Genomic DNA, 20352 nt, shown 5'->3' on the forward strand with positions numbered 1-20352 from the left:
GCAGGGGCGGGGAACCAGTCATCGGGGTGACCTCTCACTCGTACGGGGGCGTCGGGCGGACGTCGCTCCGCAGTACCCGGACGGGGCGGACGGGCGGAGTCGATCTTCCGCGCCGGTCCGGCGACGTCCGGCCGAGACGGCGGAGCACTCGGGGGAAGGGCTCCGCAGCCCGGTCCCTCGACCGTATCTGAGGGGTCCCTCAGACAGGGAGGGCTTGCCAGGGCCTCCCAGGCAGTCCGCGGGCGCGGCCACCGCGGGCCCTCCCGAGCGGAGTCGCGCGAACGCCACCCCAGCAGGCGTCCGTCGGCTCCGGCGTCCTGTTGCGGACGTGTCCGCTAGCGGGCCTTGTGCGCCCTCTCGCCGCTCCCGAGACTGAGGGGCCCGCCTCCCGCGCGGCACTCGTTTCCGGAGGTCCCGTGCCAGCCCACCCCGCTCCGACCGCCGACCGGCGTGCGCGCCTGCGCGCGTGGCTCCGCGGCGGATCGATCGGACCGACCGAGCTCTCGCACCGGGGGAGCCTCCTGGTGCTGCTGTCGATCCTCCTGATCCTGGTGCCGATCGCGATCCTGACGCTCGCGCACGCCGATGCGCACACGGCGCTGAAGGCGACCGTGGTGACGATCACCGTGACCGCGCTCGTCGGAGCGCTGCTGCGCGTCGTCGCCGACGCCCGACCGCTGCCGCGCAACGATCTCGACCGGGCGGGCAAGGCCGTCGGAGCCGTCGCGGCCGCCTTCACGGTGCTGTCCGTGGTCGTCGACTGGGGGATCCTCCGTCTCTGACACCGCGGCGCACCCCTGCTCGGGTGTCCTCTTGCGGACGTGTCCGGAAGCGGAGCTTGTCGGGTCCGACCCCGTCTCACGAGACTGAGGGGCCCGCGGCAGTGCGGGACCACGGCCGTGGACGGCCGAGACGATCTCTGGAGGACGCCGTGCGGCACGACCTCGCCCCCCGCCCGAGCGCGCGCACCTACGCCGACCGCTCCTCCCGACTCCTGTGACGACGACCGAAGGCGCCGTGTCGGTCTCCGAGGACGTCGCGGCGGTGGGTGCCGTGTCGACGCCCGGCACCGACGCCCCGCTCGAGCGGGCCGTCCCGGGCCCCCGGCGGCGCACCCGCCTGCGCGCCTGGCTCCGCGCCGGCTCGTTCGGCCCGACCGACCTCTCGCACCGGGGCCTGCTCCTCGTGCTGCTCTCGATCGTGCTGGTGCTGGTCCCGGTGCTGACGCTGACGCTGATGGACGTCGACTCGCACGTCGCGCTCAAGGTGTGGCTGCTGGCGATCACGGTGATCGCGCTCCTCGGAGCGATGCTGCGCGTCGTCGCCGACGTCCGGCCGACTCCGCGCAGCGATCTCGACCGCGCCGGGAAAGCCGTCGGAGCCGTGGCGGCGCTCTACACGGCGGCGGCCGTGATCATCGACTGGAGCATCCTGCACCTCTGATCCGACGCATCGCGAATGGCCCCCCAATCGGGGGTTACCTCTCGCTCCGAAGAGCTTCAGGATCAGCGAAGGGGGATCGAATGGTGAACAGCAGCAGAAGATGGCAGGTCGGCGCGATCGTCGCGCGCGTGCGGGCGTCCGCAGCGATCGGCGCAGCGGCACTCGACACGGCGACGCGCGCGGGCCTCAAGCTCGAGGTCCTGCGCATCGCCGACAGCGTCGACGCAGGGCGGATCGGCACGGAGCAGGCGATCGACGCGTTCCGCCGCATCGTCGACGAGGTGACGGGCGGCCGGTCCGAGCCGATCGCAGGCGGCTGAGGCCGCTCGCGACCCGACGCCCGGTGACGGCGCCGCGCATCCGGCGCGCCCGATCCGTCGCAGGGGCCCCCGCAGCGGTCCCGACGACCGTTCGCACCGGATCGACGCGGCGACAGAGCCGATCCCGGCATATCGGCGCGGTCGCCGAGAGGGTTGCCGCCGCGTCAGCGGCTGTCGCAGCGTGCGAAGGTCGGCGCGATTCGCTCAAGCATCGTCTTCGCAGAGGGGCGGTTCGTCCTGTCGCTGACGAACAGTGAGGACCATGACTGCGTAGACCCCGTCCTCAGTGACGATGACGTCGAGGTCGTCCGGAGCCACCCCGCTGCTGAGGGCGATGTCGACCATGCAGTCGATCGACCGCGGGACGACCGCGGGCCATCCGACGCCGCGCTGGTTGAAGTGCAGCTGCGGGCGGCCGGACAGCATATTCGAGACCACGATGCTTCCGCCTGGTGCGAGGCAGGCGAGGGCGGAGCGGATCAGGGACTCGCAGGCACGATCGCTGCCGTACTCCCATACGCCGAGCATGTCGATCAGGTGGCAATGCTCCCGAGGCAGCCGTCGGCACGCTCTGACGATGTTGTCGTTCACGATCGTCACGCGATCGGTGAGACCCGCGTCGGCGGCCAGCTCAGTGGCGAAGGCGAGCGCCAGCGGGTCGAGGTCGACGAGGACGAGATCGCGAGTCACCTCGGACTCGTCCTCGAGGGTCGCGAGCGCGTCGATGACGGGCACTGCAGCGCCGCACCCCAGACTCAGGAGGTGCATCGGACCGCCGACCTGCGCGGCAGTCGTGCGCACCTGCTCGGCGAAGACAGCGGCTCGAGCGCGAAGCGCGATTCCATCGATCATGTTCGTGAAGAGGATGCGGGACCGTTCGTCGGCGACTCCGCCCGCGAGGACTCGACCGGCGTCGTCTGTCCGTTGCATGGGGTAGAGCCCGAGCGCAGAGGCACCCGGAAGGTGCGTGCGGCCCCATTCGCGCATCGTCCCGCCGTCCGGCGGCAGCCCCGGAACCGACTCCCCCGAGTCGAGGTAGAGCCAGCCCGCGGCTTCGTTCGTGGAGAAGTCCCCCGACGAGAAGCCGGGCGCCTGCGCGATCGGATCCGCCCCGAGGGCACGGTCGAGACGATCGCCGAGCACCCGAAGCCGGTCGCGCATCTCGGGTGTCTCATCGCTGGGATCTCCGACGCGCACCGTCCGATGCCTGACTGCGGAGCCCTGCCGGAGAAGGTGCAGCCGAGTCTCCATCACACGGCACGCGCCCGGCGCCAGAATCGTGCCCCCCACTGCTTCTGTCGCGCTCATCGAGCTCCTCTCGTCGTATCGCGGAAATGAGCGGAGGCTAGCAATGGCGTGTTTCGCGTCTGCGCTCGAGGGACACCATGTCCCGCGGCAGGTCCTGACGCCTGCAGCGACGGAAGGCAGCCATCGCGGTCCGACAGACTCAGGCCCGTCGGCCCCGGAGTGCCGAGCCGGCCGCGGTGACCAGCGCCGCCAGCCCCGCCGCTCCCGTCGTGGCCGCGATGACGGCCTCGCTCCACGGCGTCGTGTCGTGCGACGCGTAGCCCATGATCATCGGGGCGATCGAGAAGATCGCGATGAGCTGCCCGGGCAGGCTGCTCCCCAGCAGGAGGACGTACGCGACCGCCAGCGACGGGGCGCGGCGGAGGACCGCGACGGCCAGGGCGACGAGTCCGACGACCGGGACGATGCCGGTCAGGAGCTGCAGCCACGTCGCCCCCAGCGGAGTCGGCGTCCCGAGGAGCCCCGAGACGAGGGCGTGCACTCCGGTGAGCGCGAAGACCGCGGCCACCGCGATCGAGGCGGGAGCGAGCACTCGCGGCGACAGCGCCCGCATCATCGCCAGGACGCCGGCGGCGAGGAGCAGCGTGCCGACTCCGAAGACCTGCGCGGCCGTCCCGACCGCCTCCCACGGCTCGGCCGGAACCGAGTAGTCGAAGAGGTGGTCCTCGATCGACCGATCGGCGGGGGCGCGCGACCCGCTCGCCGTCACCCAGCGCTGCGTGGCCGCCTGCAGCTGCAGCGCGGCCGAGGCGAGGAGCGCGACCGCCGCGATCAGCGCCCAGCGGGGCGAGGTGGCGGTGCGCACGTCCGGAGCGGCGGTCATGGCCGCACGGTAGCGGCGCTGCTCGACGGGAGGGGGAACGGCGGATGTCGCTCCGTGACGCGCCCACCCCGCGACACGACCGTCCGCGACGGATCGCGCCGTCGGCCCGCACGCGCGAACGGCGGGAGCCCGCCGCACCGGAGTGCGACGGGCTCCCGTCAGTGGCTGCGGATCAGCGCCGTCCAGCGCCGCTCAGCGCAGCCGGCACCCGTCGATCAGCCGCAGCTGCGCGCCGCGTAGGGCGCCACCGTCGTCGCGGTGACGGCCGAGCCGCCGACCGTCGCCGTCGCCGTGACCGTCGCCTCGCCCGCGGCGAGCTGCGTCGAGCGCACCGTGTAGGCGGCCGACGCGCTCGCTCCGGGCTTCACTCCGGCGAACGTCTTCACGCCCTCCGAGGTGCGGATCGAGACGTCCATCGGCACGGTGTCGCCGTTGCGGGCGACGACCGTCAGCACGACCTTGCCCGCGAGGCAGCGGGTCGAGGCCGTGGCCGACACCTTCAGCGACGACTGCACGGTGACGGTGGCCTGCACCGGCAGGCGCGACGCGTCCTGCGCCACTCCCGAGACCGTGAAGGTCCCGGCCGAGGCGTAGGAGGCGGGCGCGACCGCGTCCCACGCGACGTCGACCGTGCTCGTGGTGCCGGCGGCCGTGGTGATCACGGCGCGCGGGAGCACGGGCGCGGTGCCCGGCGCGGTCGTCGCGGTCAGCGGAGCGACCGAGGCGACGGCGATGCCGGGCGCGAAGCCCTCGAGCACCTTCTGGTACTCGGCGCGGGTGACCGGGATCACCGTGCCGTGGCGGGGCTTGCCTCCGTCGGCGTTCTGCGGGAGGTTCGCGGCCAGCTTCGAGCCGAGCGGCTGCCACGAGTCGCCGTCCGCGAGCTCGTCGGTGCCGAACGGGACGTAGTGGTTCGGTCCCTGGTGGTAGTCGGGCTGGTCGATGAAGAGGAACCAGTCGAGACCGTTCACGTCGCCCTCGTTGGCGGGGAAGACGTTCGGGCCCTCACCGCTGGTGAAGGTGCCGCCGGAGCCGTTGGGCAGGCCCGACGCGACGCGCTCCTTGATCAGCGTCCACTCGTCCGCGGGGCCGGTCGGCCCGGGCAGCGCGCCCGAGACGGTGGCCAGCAGGTCGGTGCTCTTCTCCTGGCGCAGCGTCATCGACGCCTCGTCCTTGGTGAAGCGGTAGTAGACGCCGTCCTCCTCCGCGATCGTCGAGTCGATCGTGCCGCGGCCCGCGCCGCGCTGCACGTCGATCCACGGCTTCGCCTCCGAGAAGGTGACGAAGTCGTCGGTGGTCGCGTACATCATCCGGTTGTAGGTGACGGAGGTGCGGTCGGCGGTGTTCGTGGTCGGGTAGATGTTCGAGGCCCAGAACACCACGTAGGTGTCGAGTGCGTCGTCCCAGTACGCCTCCGGTGCCCAGGTGTTGCCGACGAAGTCGGACGACACCTTCACGTGGCGCTGCGCGGACCAGTTCACGAGGTCGGTCGACTCCCACACCTCGATGTGCTTCGAGCCCGACTTCTGCGACGTGTCGAAGCCGCCCGCGAGACCGGCGATCTTGAGGTCGGTGGCGAGCATGAAGAACTTGTCGCCCTCGTTCGATCGGATGATGAACGGGTCGCGCAGACCCTTCGTGCCCTGGTCGGACGAGAAGACGGGCTTGCCGCCGTTCAGCGTGTTCCACGAGAGCGCGTCGTCGCCCTTCGAGGCGGCGAGGCTGACCTGCTCGGCGCCGTCGCCCTCTCCGGTGAAGAACGCCCAGACGTAGGCCTCGGTGTCGTCGGTGCCGACGGGGAGCGGCTGGACGCGGAGGGTGAACTCGCGCGCGCGGGTCGCCGATCCGCTCGTCGCCGTCGCACGGACCACGACGTCGATCGCAGCGCCGCCCGCCGCGGGGCGGTCGACGTCGATCGTCTTCGTGCCCGCGGCGCTGCCCTCGCGGATCGAGGCGCCGGTCGGGCTGACGACGGACCACGAGATGCTCGAGCCGAGCGCACCGGTCGAGGGCACCGACACGTTCGTGCGGATGTCGCCGACGTTCGGGATCGCGATCGCGTCGAGGTCGCCCTGCACCTTGGCGGAGTCGGCGAGCTCGGCCTTCACCGTCACCGGGTAGTCGACGGAGCGCGTGCCGCCGCCGACGGAGTAGGTGGCGGTGAGGACCACGGCCGCGTCGGGCGAGCCCGCGGCGGGACGGACGACCGTGGCGGTCGCTCCGTTCACCGCGATCGCGGGACTGCTCGAGCGCCAGGCGATGGCGACTCCGCTCGCGGTGGCGGGCAGCGGGAAGCTCGCGGTGGCCTCGGTCGGGATCGACACCGAGGCGACGGCGCGGTCGAGCGCCTCGGACGAGTAGAGCGCGCTCACCGACTCACCGCTGAGGGCGCTGCCGTAGACGGCGAAGTCGTCGATGTCGCCGTTCCAGCCGGCGTCCGCGTAGGTCGAGCGGGCGAGGTAGGCGACGAGGGAGGAGCCGAACGAGGAGACGTTGCGCGCGATCGCGGTGGTCGCGCCGATCTGAGTGCCGTTGACATAGACCTTCAGTGTGCCGTTCGTGCCGTCGATGACGGTCGTGTACAGCGACAGGCCCGCGGGGGTCCGCGCGCCCGACGTCGCGGCATTCGTCGCTCCGGGGCCCACCTCGGTGCCCCAGGGGGCGCCGGCGTTGACCGAGTTCGTGACGACGGACTTCACGTAGCCCGCGGTGTTCGTGGGGTTCAGCAGCCAGTAGCCGGAGGAGAACGAGGCGCCGCTCGCGACGGGCGCGCCGACGAACGCGGCGGCGGTGTTCGCCGCTCCGGAGCGGGGAGAGAGCCAGGTGGAGAAGGTGAGGTCCTTCTTGCCGACGAGCGGCGCGGTGGGGATCTCGAGGTAGGGCGCGGCGGCGGCGGATCCACCGGGGAAGCTGATCGCGCCGTTGCGGACCTCCGCTCCGGTGCGACGCAGCGTCGCGTCGTATCCGTTGCCGCTCGCGTCGGCGATGGTGGTCCCGGCGGGGGCCGAGTCGAACGTGTAGTGGAGGAGCGGAGTCTCCGTCGCTCCGAAAGCGGAGCTCGGAACCGTGGCGCCGAGCAGCGCCGTGGCGGCGACGGTGCCGATCGCCAGAGCGATCCTCACCGCCGATCGTGATCGTGTCATCTAGAGGCCCTCGTGGTCGGTGCGGCGAGACGACCGAGCCGCAGAGCCCCGCGGAGTCGTGCGTCTTCGCACGGAATGTGAACGTGAACACTCTAGGTGAGACGGTTCACGGAGGGCCACCCCTGAGGGGGGACGCCGACGATCGGAGTCCTGTCTGCAGGGGACCGCACCATCTGCAGGGGACCGCACCATCTGCAGGGGACCGCACCATCTGCAGGGGACCGCACCATCTGCAGGGGACCGCACCATCTGCAGGGGACCGCACCATCTGCAGGGGACCGCACCGTCTGCAGGGGACCGCACCGTCTGCAGGGGATCCATCCCCGCGCGAGCCCGGTCGAGCGGAGGAACACGCCTTCCGCGCAGGATCCCCTGCAGACCGAACAGCGACTCCCCGGGAGCGCAGAGGCAGGGCTCAGGCGCCCGACGCGACCGACGGTCCCGGCACCGCGCGGTAGTGCCGGTTCCGCACCGCGAGGATCGCGCCTCCGATGACCGCCGCGAGGAGCGACCCGGCCAGCACGCCCACCTTCACGTGGTCGTCGGACTCGCTGCCCGCGCCGAACGAGAGCTCGCCCACGAGCAGCGACACCGTGAATCCGATGCCCGCGACGAACGCCATGCCGAGCATGTCGATCCAGCGGAGCGACGGGTCGAGCGAGATCCCGCGGAACCGGGTGAGCAGGAACGTGCTGCCGACGATGCCGATCGGCTTGCCGAGCACGAGGCCCGCGATGATGCCGAGCGCGATCGTGTCCTGGAACGACTCCGCCAGCCCCGCGAGACCGCCGACGGTCACTCCGGCCGAGAAGAAGGCGAAGACGGGCACGGCGAACGCCGTCGACAGCACGCTCCAGCGGTCGGCGAAGTGCGCGGCGAGCCCGTCGTAGAGAGGCTTGCCCGCCCGATCCGTGCCGACCTGCACCCGCGCCCGCGCGGTCGCGGCGACCGGCACCGTGAAGCCCAGCAGCACGCCGGCGACGGTCGCGTGCACTCCGGACGCGTGCACCAGCGCCCACGTCGCGACCCCCAGCGGGATCAGCACCCACCACGCGCGCACGCCGCGCTGCACGCAGACGGCGAAGACCGCGAGCGGGATCAGCGCGAGTCCGAGCATCAGCGCGTCGATGCCGGCCGTGTAGAAGACGGCGATGATCGTGATCGCGATGAGGTCGTCCACGACCGCGAGCGTCAGGAGGAACGTGCGCAGCGCCGGCGGGAGGAACCGGCCGACGACCGCGATCACGGCCACGGCGAACGCGATGTCGGTGGCGGCGGGGATAGCCCAGCCGTCCAGCGCCGCTCCCCCGCGCTGCAGGTTCACGGCGACGAAGATCAGGGCCGGAGTGACGACTCCGCCGACCGCGGCGACGATCGGCACGAGCGCGGTGCGCGGGTTCCGCAGCGAGCCCGCGACGAACTCCTCCTTGAGCTCGAGGCCGACGACGAAGAAGAAGATCGCGAGCAGGCCGTCGGCCGCCCACGAGCCGACGCTGAGGTCCAGGTGCAGCGCCTCCGGCCCGAAGCGGAAGTCGCGCACCGCCTCGTAGAGAGAGGACGCGGGGCTGTTCGCGATGATCAGCGCCAGCAGGGTCGCCGTGAGGAGGAACGCGCCTCCGACGGTGTCCTTCTGCAGGGTCTGGCGGAGCCCCCGCCAGATGGAGTGCGGTGCCTGGTCGGCGGGCAGGTCGTGGTGGGCCATGGGGTCGTCCGATCGGAGAGGTGGCGAGCGCGGGAACGCGGCCGCTGTCTCCGGAGGAGGGGCGGTCGCGGTCTAGGCGCGCGGCGGCGGGCAGCCGGCGATCTCGCCGTGCGCGTTGGTGCCCCAGGAGCTCAGCCACCCGTTCGTCCCGGAGGCGCGCTTGGTCAGCAGCAGCCGGTTCGGGAACGCGGCCGCCGCACGAGCACGGGCGCGGGACGGGGAGGACATCATTCCGACTCTACCGAGCACGACTGAGCGCCCGCCCCCTTCTGCAGGGGACGGGCGCTCGGACGGGTCGGGGCTACTCCTCGACGACGATCGTGGTGATGACGGGGTTCCGGCGGTGACGGCGGGTCAGCCAGCGGCCGAGCGTGCGGGTGATCAGCTTCTCGAGCGCCTCGCGGTCGGTCGGCTTGCCGGCGGCCTGGAGCACGGCGTCGTCGATCGCCTTGCTCGCGTTGTCCTGCCAGCCCGGCTCCTCCACGAAGCCGCGGGTGAAGAACTCGACGGGCTCTCCGAGCAGGCCGCGGTCGAGATCGGCGATGGCGAGCACGGTGATCGCGCCCTCCTCGGCCAGCACGCGGCGGTCGATCATGGCGTCCTCGGTGGCGACGCCCATCGTGGTGCCGTCGACCAGGATGTGGTCGGCGTCGATCCGGCCGCTCATCCGGGCACGGCCCTTGACGAGGTCGATCGAGACGCCGTCCTCGATGACGAAGACGTTCTTCTCGTCGATGCCGGTGCGAGTCGCGATCGCGGCGTTCGCCGTGAGGTGGCGCCACTCGCCGTGCACGGGCAGCACGTGGGTCGGGCGGAGGATGTTGTAGCAGTAGGCGAGCTCGCCGGCGCTCGCGTGGCCCGAGACGTGCACCTTGGCGTTGCCCTTGTGCACGACCGTCGCACCCCAGCGCGTGAACGCGTTGATGATGCGGTAGATCGCGTTCTCGTTGCCGGGGATCAGCGAGCTGGCCAGCAGCACGGTGTCGCCGGGTCCGATGTCGATGATGTGGTCCTTGTTGGCCATGCGCGAGAGCGCGGCCATCGGCTCGCCCTGCGACCCGGTGCAGATCATGACGATCTCGGTCGCGGGGAGCTTCTCGAGCACCTTCATGTCGACGACGAGGCCCGCCGGGATCTTGAGGTAGCCGAGGTCGGCGGCGATGCCCATGTTGCGGACCATCGAGCGGCCGACGAACGCGACCTTGCGCCCGTGGCGGTGCGCGGCGTCGAGGACCTGCTGGATGCGGTGCACGTGGCTGGCGAAGCTCGACACCACGATGCGGCGCGGGGCGGTGCGGAACACCTGGTCGATCGCGGGGGCGAGGTCGCCCTCCGAGATCGCGAAGCCGGGGACGTCGGCGTTGGTGGAGTCGACGAGGAAGAGGTCGACGCCCTCGTCGCCCAGGCGCGCGAAGCCGGGGAGGTCGGTGGTGCGCCCGTCGAGCGGGAACTGGTCCATCTTGAAGTCGCCCGTGTGCAGCACGAGGCCGGCCTCGGTGCGGATCGCGACGGCGAGCCCGTCCGGGATCGAGTGGTTCACGGCGAGGAACTCGAGGTCGAAGACGCCCGCGTCGACGCGGTCGCCCTCCTTGACCGGGCGGGTGCGCGGGGTGATGCGGTGCTCCTGGAGCTTCGCCGAGATCAGCGCGAGCGTGAAGGTCGACGCGATGATCGGGATGTCGGCCCGCTCCTTGAGCAGGTACGGCACACCGCCGATGTGGTCCTCGTGGCCGTGGGTGAGCACGATGGCCTCGATGTCCTTCAGGCGCGAGCGGATCGCGGCGAAGTCGGGGAGGATCACGTCGATGCCGGGCTGGTTCTCCTCGGGGAAGAGGACGCCGCAGTCGACGATGAGCAGCTTGCCCTTGTGCTCGAAGACGGTCATGTTGCGGCCGATCTCGCCCAGACCTCCCAGAGGGGTGATGCGCAGACCGCCCTTCTCGAGCGGCTTCGGAGCCGCCAGTTCGAGGTGGTGGCGGGCGGGCTTGGCGGTGCGGGCGTTTCGCATGGGTGCTTTCCGGTAGGAGGGGCCGGCGTCGAGCCGGGACGTGCGTGGCGTGGGGGCGCACCGGGTCGATCCGGTGCTGCTGCGACCGCCGCTCCGGCTCTGCGGAAGGGCGTCGCTCCGACCGCGAGTGCATCCGCACAGGAGGTCGGGGACCTCCGCGACGGCGGAGGAGGAGACTGCGGGGCGGGCGTAGCGCGCACCGGCGTCCGCCCTCAGACTACTCGTGCCCTCCGCCGGGCGCGTCGGAACGGGCCACCCGTTCGCCGCGAGCGCGTCCCCGGGCCCGTTCTCGAGCTCCGGCACATCACCGGAGGACCGCCCTCAGGAGCGGGGCCGGACGCCCGGATCGAGCCGGTCCGGGTCGGATCGGAGCGCTCGGCGGTCGTTCTTCGGGTGCGCGTGTCCGCAACCGAGGTCGGGAGAGTCCGGGCAGCCCTGGAGGAGGCCATCGGCCCCGTTCGACCTCGGTTGCGAACGGGTCGCAGCGCGTCAGCCCAGCGTCTTCGCGAAGCAGAGGCTCTCGGGCTCGTCGCCCCAGTAGCCGAAGCCGGGGATCGGCTCGTAGCCCGAGCTCTCGTACAGGGCCACGGCCTCGGGCTGCTGGGTGCCCGTGACCAGGCGCAGCAGCGCGACTCCGTGCCGGACGGCGAGGTCCTCGACCGCGGCGAGCAGGAGTCTGCTGAAACCGCGGCCGCGCGCGGACTCGGTCACGAACATCCGCTTGATCTCGCCGACCTCGTCCTCGGCGGCGAGCGCCACGCAGCCGACGACCTCGCCGTCGACCCGGAGCAGGAGCGTCGGCGTCGCGGGTCCGGGGCGCGGCCCGGGGTCGTCGCCGCCGTAGCGCCGCATGATCTCGGCCTCCTGGAGGGCGAACAGCGTCAGCGCCACGGGATCGGCGGCCGTGGTCTCGATCAGCGCGGTCCCGACCGGCGTGGTCTCGGTCGGCGTGGTCTCGGTCGGCGTGGTCTCGATCAGGCGGGGCTCCTCGGGCACCCCTCGATCGTACGGGCGCGCGGATCGGTGCGAGCATGGGCCGTGCCCTCCTCCCCTTCCCCGGTCCGCCTCGAGCGCTCCCGTCTCGTGCTCGGCCCCGACGGGCTCGTGGTCGACGTCCACGACGGAGGCGGTGACGGGCCGGTCGTCCTCCTCCTGCACGGCGTCGGGCTGTCGCACCGCCCCTACCGCCGGCTGGCCGCGCACCTCGCGCCGGACGCCCGGGTCGTCGCGCTCGACCTCCCCGGTTTCGGAGCCACGCCGAAGCCGCGGCGGTCCGTGCCGGTGGAGGAGTACGCCGGGTTGATCGGCCAGGTCCTCGACCTGCTCGGGGTCGCCTCGTGCGTCGCCGTGGGGCACTCGATGGGCGCGCAGTTCGCCCTCGAGCTCGCCCTCCAGCGGGCGGACCTCGTCAGTCACGTCGTCCTCGTGGGCCCCGTCACCGACTCCGCCCACCCCACGGCGCTGCGGCAGACCCTCGTGCTGGCCCGGGACAGCGCGCTCGAACCGCTGCCCACGAACGCGGTGGTCCTCACCGACTACATCCGCACGGGGCCGCGCTGGTACTTCACCGAGGTGGCGGCGATGCTCGCCTACCCGACCCACGAGCGGATCGTCGGGCTCGCCGCTCCGCTGCTCGTGCTGCGCGGGTCGAACGACCCGATCGCCACCGAGGAGTGGTGCTCGCGGCTCATCACTGCGGCCGGCGGAGGAACGCTCCGCACGGTTCCCGGGCACCGGCACGTGGTCGTGCACACCGCACCGGGCGAGGTCGCGCGGGAGATCCTCGCGCACGCCCGCACCTCCGAGGCCGCCGCCTCCTGACGGCGGCCCCCAGCACCCCGGCCGACGACGGAGCCGCCCGCCCGGGGGGACGGACGGCTCCACCGCTGGACGCCGGGGTGCGCTCAGCGGTCGTCGCGCTCGTGGTTGTGCGAGCCCGACTCGGCGAGGCCGCGGCTGACGAGGTAACCGACGGTCACGAACGAGACGTACATCCAGGCGTGGTCGGCGGTGAAGCCCTGGCCGTCCTCGCCGTTGTCCGTGACGGCGGCCGCGACCAGGATCGCGATCGAGATCACGAGGAAGACGTAGAACTCGGTGGTCTTCAGCGCGCCCTTCGTCTCGGTCGCGACACGGCGGGCGGGGGTGGTGTGTGCGGAGTTGTTCGTCATGGGGAGTCCTTCTCGGGGTGGGGAAGTGGAGCGCCCGGGGTGGCGCCCCTCCTCACCGACGGTAGGAACGTCGACCGCCTCCCTGTGAGGGGGTTGATTGCTCCCTGTGGAGAACGGCAGACGTGTGACGGATCGCGGGACGCGTCATCGGCGGCGACGCGGCGCGTAGAGCAGACCCGCGCCGGCGGACAATCCCCTGGCGCACCCCGCTCGAGCGCCGCAGGGTGGAGGTCATGAGAAAGCTGTACTACGCCAGCGGGCACATGCTGGTCGCCGACGTCACGTGCAAGGCCGTCCTCCGCTACGCGCGCGCCCTCGCCGATGTCGGGAAGTCCGACGTCGTCACCGTGCCGGTCGTCACCGAGGGCGGGAGCCGGGCCTACGCCCACCTCCTCATCGGACCCGCCAGCCAGCTGTGGTCGACGCCCGTCGAGAACAGCGCCGGCGAGGAGCCGGTCGACGAGGCCGTCCTCGCCCACATCGAGGCGGAGACGCAGCGGATGCAGCCGACGCGACCCTCCTGGAGCGACGAGATGACCGACATGCCCGACCTCGACTTCCTCAACTACCCCGAGCCGGCCTGACCCGGGACGGTCCCAGGAGGGACGGGGTTGGATGGGTCGGGTGAACACGCTCATCGTCACCGCCCACCCCGATCCGGAGTCGCTCACCGCGACGACGGCGAAGAGGATCGCCGAGTCGGTCGGCGCCGTCGAGGTCGCGGACCTGGCCGCCGAGGGCTTCGATCCGCGGTTCTCCGCCGCCGACCGGCACTCCTACCGGGTTGCGGGCGAGTTCCCCGAGGACGTCGCCCGCGAGCAGCGGCGACTCGACGGCGCCGAGCACCTCGTGCTCGTCTTCCCCGTCTACTGGTGGTCGATGCCGGCCCTGCTGAAGGGCTGGATCGACCGCGTCTTCGTCAACGGCTGGGCCTTCTCGATCGACCCGGCGGGAGGGATGCGCCGCCGTCTCGGCGCTCTCACCGTCCACCTCGTGCCGATAGCCGGGGACGACGCCGGAGTCTACGAGCGCCACGGCTACGAGCAGGCCCTGCGGACGCAGATCGAGCACGGGATCGTCGACTACTGCGGGGCCGTGCGGGGCGTGACCGCCTTCGTCCACGAGTCCGAGCAGGAGGACGAGGGCGCTCGCCGCGCCGCCGTCGACCGTGCCGTCGAGGCGGTGTCGGAGGCCGTCCGCGGCTGACGCGGTGGCACACTGCGGAGGATGGACGAGCCGCGGCACGACGAGCTCCGCGCGCTGCAGCGCCGGGCGTACGGGCGCGAGCCGGACCTCGCTCCGGAGGAGTGGACGCGGCTGCAGGCACTCGAGGCGGCGGCCGCGCTCCCCTCCGGCAGCGCGCCGCGGGAGCCGGTCGCGGCGCCGGGTCCGATCGCGGACGCGCGCCCGATGCTCCCCGACCCGCTGCTCTCCGGCTCGGCGGTCCCTGACGGGACGGCAGACGACCCGGCGGCATCCGGCGCGGGGCCGCACCGGCCCGCCTCGCCCCGGCTCCGCCTCCTCCTCCTCCGCGCCGCCGCCCTCGTCGCCGCGGCGCTCCTCGGAGCCGGGGTGACGACCTGGGCCGCCGCCCCCGACGACCGCGAGGTGGCGACCCTCCGCCTCGCGCCCGCCGAGGACCTCCCCGGCTGGGGCGGCTCCGAGGACACCCTCGCGTCCGAGGTCTTCCACGGCCTCCGGATGGTGAAGCGGCCCAGCGGCGAGGACGGCGGCTCGTGCCTTTACGTCGTCCCGGCCGAGGCCGACGCGTCCGGCATCGTGTACAGCGGCTGCAGTGCGCGGTCCTTCCCCGCCACGGCGCAGCTCACGGTCTCGCCCTCGCTGCCCGCGGAGCTGCGCGACGCGTTCGGCGACGGGAGCGGACTCCGCTTCGTCCTCGAGGGCGAGACGGTGCACGTCAGCTCGGACCGGTGAGCCGCGCGTCGGATCGGAGCCCTGCGGTGAGGAGGCGGCGCTGCAGAACCTCAGCCAGGAGCAGGAGCAGAGGCTGACGGACCCCCTCCTCCGGTGATGATGCGAGTGCCGTGTGGATCGCCTCCCCGTGCCCCGTCAACCCGGCGCGACCGTCGGACGTCTCTGATCGGATGGAGGGGACCGCCACCTGGAAAGGACACCTGATCCATGACCGACGTCTCCTCCCAGCCGCCCGCCGAGGGCGATGACCGCACGGTCCTGACCAACCGTCAGGGCCACCCCGTCTACGACAACCAGAACCAGCGCACCGTCGGAGCCCGCGGCCCCGCGACGCTCGAGAACTACCAGTTCCTCGAGAAGATCAGCCACTTCGACCGCGAGCGGATCCCCGAGCGGGTGGTGCACGCCCGCGGCGCCGTCGCCTTCGGCTACTTCGAGGCGACCGGCACCTGGGGCGACGAGCCGATCGCGCGGTACACCCGCGCGAAGCTGTTCCAGGAGGCGGGCAAGCGCACCGACGTCGCGATCCGCTTCTCGACCGTGATCGGCGGCCGCGACTCCTCCGAGGCCGCGCGCGACCCCCGCGGATTCGCCGTGAAGTTCTACACCGAGGACGGCAACTGGGACCTCGTGGGCAACAACCTCGGCGTCTTCTTCATCCGCGACGCGATCAAGTTCCCCGACGTGATCCACTCGCTCAAGCCCGACCCGGTCACGTTCCGGCAGGAGCCCGCGCGCATCTTCGACTTCATGTCGCAGACGCCGGAGTCGATGCACATGCTGGTCAACCTGTTCAGTCCCCGAGGCATCCCGGCCGACTACCGCCACCAGCAGGGCTTCGGAGTGAACACCTACAAGTGGGTGAATCAGGCCGGCGACACGAAGCTGGTCAAGTACCACTGGATCCCCTCCGTGGGCGTCAGCAGCATGACCGAGGCCGACGCCGCGGTCGTGCAGGGCGGCGACCTCGGCCACGCGTCGAAGGACCTCTACGAGGCCATCGAGCGCGGCGAGCACCCCGAGTGGGAGCTGCGCGTGCAGCTGATGGACGATCACGACCACCCCGAGCTCGACTTCGATCCGCTCGACGACACCAAGGTGTGGCCCGAGAACGAGTTCCCGCCGAAGACGGTCGGGCGGATGGTGCTGAACCGCAACGTGACGAACCACTTCGCCGAGAACGAGCAGCTCTCGTTCGGCACCGGCGTGCTGGTCGACGGCCTCGACTTCTCGGACGACAAGATGCTGGTCGGGCGCACGTTCTCCTACTCCGACACCCAGCGCTACCGCGTCGGCCCGAACTACCTGCAGCTGCCGGTGAACGCGCCGAAGAACGTGCACGTCGCCACGAACCAGCGCGACGGGCAGATGGCGTTCCACCAGGACCACGGCGGGGAGAACCCGCACGTGAACTACGAGCCCTCGATCACCGGCGGGCTGCGCGAGGCGCAGTACCCGACCCACGACGACCAGGGCCCCGAGATCACCGGCCGCCTCACGCGCAAGCGGATCCCGCGGACGAACGACTACACGCAGGCGGGCCAGCGCTACCTGCTGATGGAGGAGTGGGAGCGCGACGACCTGGTCGCGAACTTCGTCGACCTGATCTCGCAGGCCGCCCGCCCCGTGCAGGAGCGGATGCTCTGGCACTTCTACCTGGTGGAGGACGACCTCGGCCGCCGCGTGGGTGAGGGCCTCGGCATCACCCTCGACGAGGTGAAGGACCTGCCGCCCCTGCAGTCGCAGACGCTCTCGGAGGACGAGCTCGCCCGCCTCGCGAACCTCGGCCACAACGGCCCGCGCGACGTCGAGGGCCTCGTCATGACCCACACCGTGCCGAACGCCCGCGCGAACAAGGTGGAGCAGCACGTGCAGGAGGAGACGGCGTAGCCCCCGCGGGCCGGAGGGGGTGGTCCCTCCGGCCCGTCGTCTCAGCGGAGCGGGAGACCCGCGATCGCGCCGACGACCGTGATCGCGCCCAGCACGAGGAAGGCCGCGGCTCCCTGCGCGAGGGCGCGGGAGGACCGGCCGTCCCACCGGGGCCGAGCACCGAGGACGAGGGCGAGGAAGGACCCGGCGGCCCCGGCCCCCACGAGCAGGAACCACCAGACGAAGCCGTACTCGGGACGCGCGAGGCAGTCGATCGGCGGGTCGTTCCGGGCGAGGAGGAAGCCCCGGTACGTCGCGGTGCAGGCCGCGAAGGCGAGCAGCGACAGCACGGCTCCCACCGCCCCGACGATCCCGCAGACGGCGGCGCCGACGACCCCCAGCACCGACAGCGCCGTGCCGACGCGATCGGTGCCGGTCGCGGTCGGGAGGGAGCTCATGCCCAGACCCTACGGCGGCTCCCCGGCGCTGCGCCTCCCCCGGCGGGCCGAGCGGCGTCAGGATGGGGCGGTGACGACTCCCCGCCGCCCCGACGCCACCGCGGTCGAGCTGATCGGCGGAGTCGAGCCGCTGGAGGTCCCGCTGCACGAGTACGACGAGCGCTGGCCCGAGGTCTTCGAGGAGCACCGGCGCCGCATTCTCGCCGTGCTGCCGCGCGTGCGGGTCGAGCACATCGGCTCGACGGCGGTCCCCGGGCTCGCGGCCAAGCCGATCATCGACCTCGTCGTGGTCGTCGACGACATCACCGCCGAGGAGGACCACCTCGACGCGCTCCTGGCCGCCGGCTACGTGCTGCGGGTGCGGGAACCGGGGCACCGCCTCGTGCGGACCCCGACGCGCGACGTGCACGTGCACGTCTACGAGCGGGGCGCCGCGGCGATCGACGCGTACCTGCTGCTGCGTGACCGCCTCCGCTCGGATCCGGCCGACCGGGCGCTCTACGAGGGCGTCAAGCGCGAGCTGATGCGGAGCCGCTGGGACGACATGAACGCCTACGCGGACGCCAAGACCGCGGTGATCCTGGCGATCCGGGAGCGTGCGGCGCGCTGAGCCGTCGTGCCCCGGCGGGATGCCTGGACCACCGGCTCCGGGCGCTCCTAGTACGGGATCGGGGTCACGACCACGCAGGGCGTGAAGCCCGGAGCCGTCGCGGTGAGCACGGCCGTCGGGGCGGGTTCCACTCCGGGAGTCCTGTTGCTCGCGAGGAAGTAGAAGAGCTCCGTCTCCTGGTCGGGGGCGAGGCCGGCCGAGTAGCGGAAGGTGAAGGACGTCGACGTGAACCCTCCCGGCGCGTAGTCCCACGACGGCCCCCCTCCGAACCCCTGCCAGGTCCAGCCCTGACCGGCCGTCGGGATGAACAGGGTCAGGGTGTTCGGGTCGATCGCGGAGCCGCTCTCGTTCCGGAAGTAGACGTCCTGGAAGGTCCCGCCCGGCGGGTAGACGGACGGTGCGCCGACCCTCGCGCTGAGCGTCGGCGTCTCGCCGCTGGCCGCCGCGAGCGGACTCCCGACGGCGGCGACGACGACGGGGACCGACCAGGCGGCTGCGGTCACGGTGCGGCGGGAGACGGGGCGCGGTTCGGACATGCCGGAACGGTAGCTCCGGGACGGTGTCCGGCGGCGGACATGTCCGCTAGCGGGTGCGGTGTGCAGAAGGCGGCGCGGGCGCCCTCTCCTCAGCGCGTCATCGGCGCCTCATCGGGGGCTCATAGCCGCGGCGGTCAGTGTCGGTCACGCAGACGACGTCCGAGGAGGACCCCATGACCCGCATCCCCGAGCCCGACCTCACCCCCGAGGGTCCCGCCTACCAGGGGCGGCGCCTCGACCGACCCGGCGAGGAGGTCGTCGACCAGGGGCTGCTCTTCGACGTCGGCACGCTCGTCGGCCGACGGAGGGTGCTGGCGCTGATCGGGGTCGGCGCCGCCACGATGGGGCTCGCGGCGTGCACCGCGGGCGCGGGCACCTCCGCGGCGGGCGGCAGCACCGGCACCTCCTCCGCCGCGACCGGAGGCAGCTCCACGACGGCGACCGGCGAGATCCCGGACGAGACGGCGGGCCCCTACCCCGGCGACGGCTCGAACGGCGCCGACGTCCTCGAGAACGCCGGAGTGGTGCGCAGCGACATCCGCTCGAGCATCGACGGCGGAGCGACCGCTGCAGGCGTCCCGATGGCGCTGACCCTCACGATCCTCGACACGGCGAACGGCGACGTGCCGTTCGCGGGCGCGGCGGTCTACGTCTGGCACTGCGACGCCGACGGGAACTACTCGATGTACTCCTCCGGGGTCGAGGACGAGACGTACCTCCGCGGCGTGCAGGTCGCCGACGCGAGCGGCTCCGTCACGTTCACCTCGGTCTTCCCGGCCTGCTACTCCGGTCGCTGGCCCCACATCCACTTCGAGGTCTACCCCGACGTCGCCTCGATCACCGACTCGGCGAACGCGATCGCGACCTCGCAGGTCGCGCTGCCCGAGGACGCCTGCACCGCGGTCTACGCGCTCGACGCGTACGCCGGATCGACGGCGAACCTCGCGCAGGTGTCCCTCGAGGACGACAACGTCTTCGGCGACGACGGCGGCGTGCTGCAGCTCGGCACGACGACCGGCGACGTCGACTCCGGCTACTCGGTGGCGCTCACGGCGCGGGTCGACACGACGACGACGCCGACCGCGGGAGCGGCGCCCGGTGGCGGCGGGACGGGTGCTCCGCCGAGCCGCTGACCGGCGCGGCAGTGCTCCGGCATCCGACGGACGCTGCGACGGGTGTGCGCAACCGAGGGCGAGATGCGGCGAACCCGCGTTCCCGGCACTCCGCGGGGATCCCGACCTCGGTTCCGTACTGCGCGGGACAGTGCGGACCGTGCGGGCCGCGGACCCCCGGGGGCCCTGTCGGCCCGGACGGCCGCGGCGTAGCCTGCCGCCATGGCTCTCCGACTACGGCAGATCGTGCTCGACACCGAGGACGCGCGAGGTCTCGCGGCGTTCTACGCGGCCCTCCTCGGGGGCCGCTACCGGCCGGGCGACGAGCCGCCGGCCGACGGATCGGACGACCGCGCCGAGTGGGTGGCGCTGCGCACGCCCGCGGGCGTGAGGATCGCGTTCCAACGGGTCGACCGGCTGCCGCGGGCGACCTGGCCCGAGGGCTCGCGCCCCCAGCAGCTCCACCTCGATCTGATGGTGGCGGACGCCGCCGAGCTCGAGGAGCAGCGCGAGCGGGCCGTGGCGCTGGGCGCCGAGGTGATCGACGACCAGAGCGGCGACCCGGAGGAGCCGCTGTACGTCTTCGCGGATCCGGCGGGGCACCCGTTCTGCATCTTCGTCGCCGAGGACCTCGACGCGCTCGTGGACTGGTGACCACCGGTAGAACCGAAGCCCAGCGGAGTCGAGGATCTCCGTCTCTCGGCCTCCGTTCTGCGGGCCTCGCGGAGGCGGAAGCGCCCTCACAGCGGAATCCATACGGAATCCTCACGGGTGATTGCGCGGATCGGTCCTGGCGGCACCCTCGCGGGGCGTAGAAACGGGAGGTGACCTCCTCCCCGGTGCGCGCCGGAGTCCTCGGAGAGCCCTGTCAGCATCCAGGCACGGACGGCGCCGCGCTTCGCGGGCGGGGGAGG

At 72.3% G+C, this 20352-nt stretch carries 21 protein-coding genes; 11 read left to right on the forward strand and 10 right to left on the reverse strand.

Features of this window, described 5'->3' with window-relative positions; genetic code table 11:
- Positions 1-416 precede the first annotated feature (416 nt).
- From NB037_RS14010 to NB037_RS14020, 3 genes are all read left to right on the forward strand, one after another.
- Complete coding sequence (locus tag NB037_RS14010; protein WP_251946694.1) at positions 417-782, forward strand: hypothetical protein; 366 nt, start codon at positions 417-419, stop codon at positions 780-782.
- A gap of 214 nt (positions 783-996) precedes the next feature.
- A complete protein-coding gene (locus NB037_RS14015; RefSeq protein WP_251946696.1) occupies positions 997-1443 on the forward strand; it encodes a hypothetical protein in 447 nt (148 codons plus the stop codon).
- A gap of 80 nt (positions 1444-1523) precedes the next feature.
- The gene (locus tag NB037_RS14020) at positions 1524-1763 is read left to right on the forward strand and encodes a hypothetical protein (RefSeq protein ID WP_251946698.1); all 240 of its coding nucleotides are present in this window, start codon (positions 1524-1526) and stop codon (positions 1761-1763) included.
- A gap of 204 nt (positions 1764-1967) precedes the next feature.
- Here NB037_RS14020 and NB037_RS14025 read toward each other — a convergent pair whose 3' ends face one another.
- From NB037_RS14025 to NB037_RS14055, 7 genes are all read right to left on the reverse strand, one after another.
- Positions 1968-2924, reverse strand: coding sequence for an SAM-dependent methyltransferase (locus NB037_RS14025; protein ID WP_251946699.1), 957 nt, complete (start codon positions 2922-2924; stop codon positions 1968-1970).
- A 286-nt stretch (positions 2925-3210) separates the two neighbouring features.
- Positions 3211-3894, reverse strand: a complete 684-nt coding sequence (locus NB037_RS14030) for a hypothetical protein (protein WP_251946701.1) — start codon at positions 3892-3894, stop codon at positions 3211-3213.
- Positions 3895-4109: 215 nt separating this feature from the next.
- Positions 4110-7016, reverse strand: a complete 2907-nt coding sequence (locus tag NB037_RS14035) for an immunoglobulin-like domain-containing protein (protein ID WP_251946703.1) — start codon at positions 7014-7016, stop codon at positions 4110-4112.
- A 436-nt stretch (positions 7017-7452) separates the two neighbouring features.
- Positions 7453-8739 (reverse strand): Na+/H+ antiporter NhaA, encoded by a 1287-nt coding sequence (gene nhaA, locus NB037_RS14040; protein WP_251946705.1) that lies wholly within the window; start codon positions 8737-8739, stop codon positions 7453-7455.
- A gap of 72 nt (positions 8740-8811) precedes the next feature.
- Positions 8812-8967, reverse strand: a complete 156-nt coding sequence (locus NB037_RS14045; protein ID WP_170116319.1) for a hypothetical protein — start codon at positions 8965-8967, stop codon at positions 8812-8814.
- A 73-nt stretch (positions 8968-9040) separates the two neighbouring features.
- On the reverse strand, positions 9041-10747 hold the full coding sequence (locus tag NB037_RS14050) for a ribonuclease J (RefSeq protein ID WP_279308932.1): 1707 nt from the start codon (positions 10745-10747) through the stop codon (positions 9041-9043).
- Positions 10748-11236: 489 nt separating this feature from the next.
- Positions 11237-11743, reverse strand: a complete 507-nt coding sequence (locus tag NB037_RS14055; protein WP_251946706.1) for a GNAT family N-acetyltransferase — start codon at positions 11741-11743, stop codon at positions 11237-11239.
- Positions 11744-11785: 42 nt separating this feature from the next.
- Here NB037_RS14055 and NB037_RS14060 point away from each other — a divergent pair, with 42 nt between their 5' ends.
- Positions 11786-12568, forward strand: a complete 783-nt coding sequence (locus NB037_RS14060; protein ID WP_251946708.1) for an alpha/beta fold hydrolase — start codon at positions 11786-11788, stop codon at positions 12566-12568.
- An 83-nt stretch (positions 12569-12651) separates the two neighbouring features.
- Here the strand turns inward: NB037_RS14060 and NB037_RS14065 are convergent, their stop codons facing one another.
- Positions 12652-12918, reverse strand: a complete 267-nt coding sequence (locus tag NB037_RS14065; protein ID WP_251946710.1) for a hypothetical protein — start codon at positions 12916-12918, stop codon at positions 12652-12654.
- A gap of 233 nt (positions 12919-13151) precedes the next feature.
- Here NB037_RS14065 and NB037_RS14070 point away from each other — a divergent pair, with 233 nt between their 5' ends.
- The 4 genes from NB037_RS14070 to NB037_RS14085 all read left to right on the forward strand — a co-directional run bounded on the left by NB037_RS14070 (position 13152) and on the right by NB037_RS14085 (position 16743).
- Positions 13152-13502 (forward strand): hypothetical protein, encoded by a 351-nt coding sequence (locus NB037_RS14070; RefSeq protein WP_251946712.1) that lies wholly within the window; start codon positions 13152-13154, stop codon positions 13500-13502.
- A gap of 31 nt (positions 13503-13533) precedes the next feature.
- Positions 13534-14124, forward strand: coding sequence for an NAD(P)H-dependent oxidoreductase (locus NB037_RS14075; RefSeq protein ID WP_251946714.1), 591 nt, complete (start codon positions 13534-13536; stop codon positions 14122-14124).
- A gap of 21 nt (positions 14125-14145) precedes the next feature.
- A complete protein-coding gene (locus NB037_RS14080) occupies positions 14146-14853 on the forward strand; it encodes a hypothetical protein (RefSeq protein ID WP_251946716.1) in 708 nt (235 codons plus the stop codon).
- Between the two features lie 207 nt (positions 14854-15060).
- Positions 15061-16743, forward strand: a complete 1683-nt coding sequence (locus NB037_RS14085; protein WP_251946717.1) for a catalase — start codon at positions 15061-15063, stop codon at positions 16741-16743.
- A 41-nt stretch (positions 16744-16784) separates the two neighbouring features.
- Here NB037_RS14085 and NB037_RS14090 read toward each other — a convergent pair whose 3' ends face one another.
- The gene (locus NB037_RS14090) at positions 16785-17180 is read right to left on the reverse strand and encodes a hypothetical protein (RefSeq protein WP_251946719.1); all 396 of its coding nucleotides are present in this window, start codon (positions 17178-17180) and stop codon (positions 16785-16787) included.
- A 70-nt stretch (positions 17181-17250) separates the two neighbouring features.
- Between NB037_RS14090 and NB037_RS14095 the strand changes: the two genes are divergently transcribed.
- Positions 17251-17790 carry a GrpB family protein gene (locus NB037_RS14095; protein WP_251946721.1) on the forward strand — a complete coding sequence of 180 codons (540 nt, stop codon included), beginning with the start codon at positions 17251-17253 and terminating at the stop codon, positions 17788-17790.
- A gap of 47 nt (positions 17791-17837) precedes the next feature.
- Here NB037_RS14095 and NB037_RS14100 read toward each other — a convergent pair whose 3' ends face one another.
- Positions 17838-18326: a hypothetical protein gene (locus NB037_RS14100; protein ID WP_251946723.1), complete on the reverse strand. Its 489-nt coding sequence runs from the start codon at positions 18324-18326 to the stop codon at positions 17838-17840.
- Positions 18327-18499: 173 nt separating this feature from the next.
- Here NB037_RS14100 and NB037_RS14105 point away from each other — a divergent pair, with 173 nt between their 5' ends.
- Together NB037_RS14105 and NB037_RS14110 are read left to right on the forward strand one after the other, a co-directional pair.
- A complete protein-coding gene (locus NB037_RS14105) occupies positions 18500-19459 on the forward strand; it encodes an intradiol ring-cleavage dioxygenase (RefSeq protein ID WP_251946725.1) in 960 nt (319 codons plus the stop codon).
- A 201-nt stretch (positions 19460-19660) separates the two neighbouring features.
- Positions 19661-20092: a VOC family protein gene (locus NB037_RS14110; protein WP_251946727.1), complete on the forward strand. Its 432-nt coding sequence runs from the start codon at positions 19661-19663 to the stop codon at positions 20090-20092.
- Positions 20093-20352: the final 260 nt, after the last annotated feature.

This window comes from Rathayibacter rubneri (assembly GCF_023743255.1).
Classification (GTDB): domain Bacteria; phylum Actinomycetota; class Actinomycetes; order Actinomycetales; family Microbacteriaceae; genus Rathayibacter; species Rathayibacter rubneri.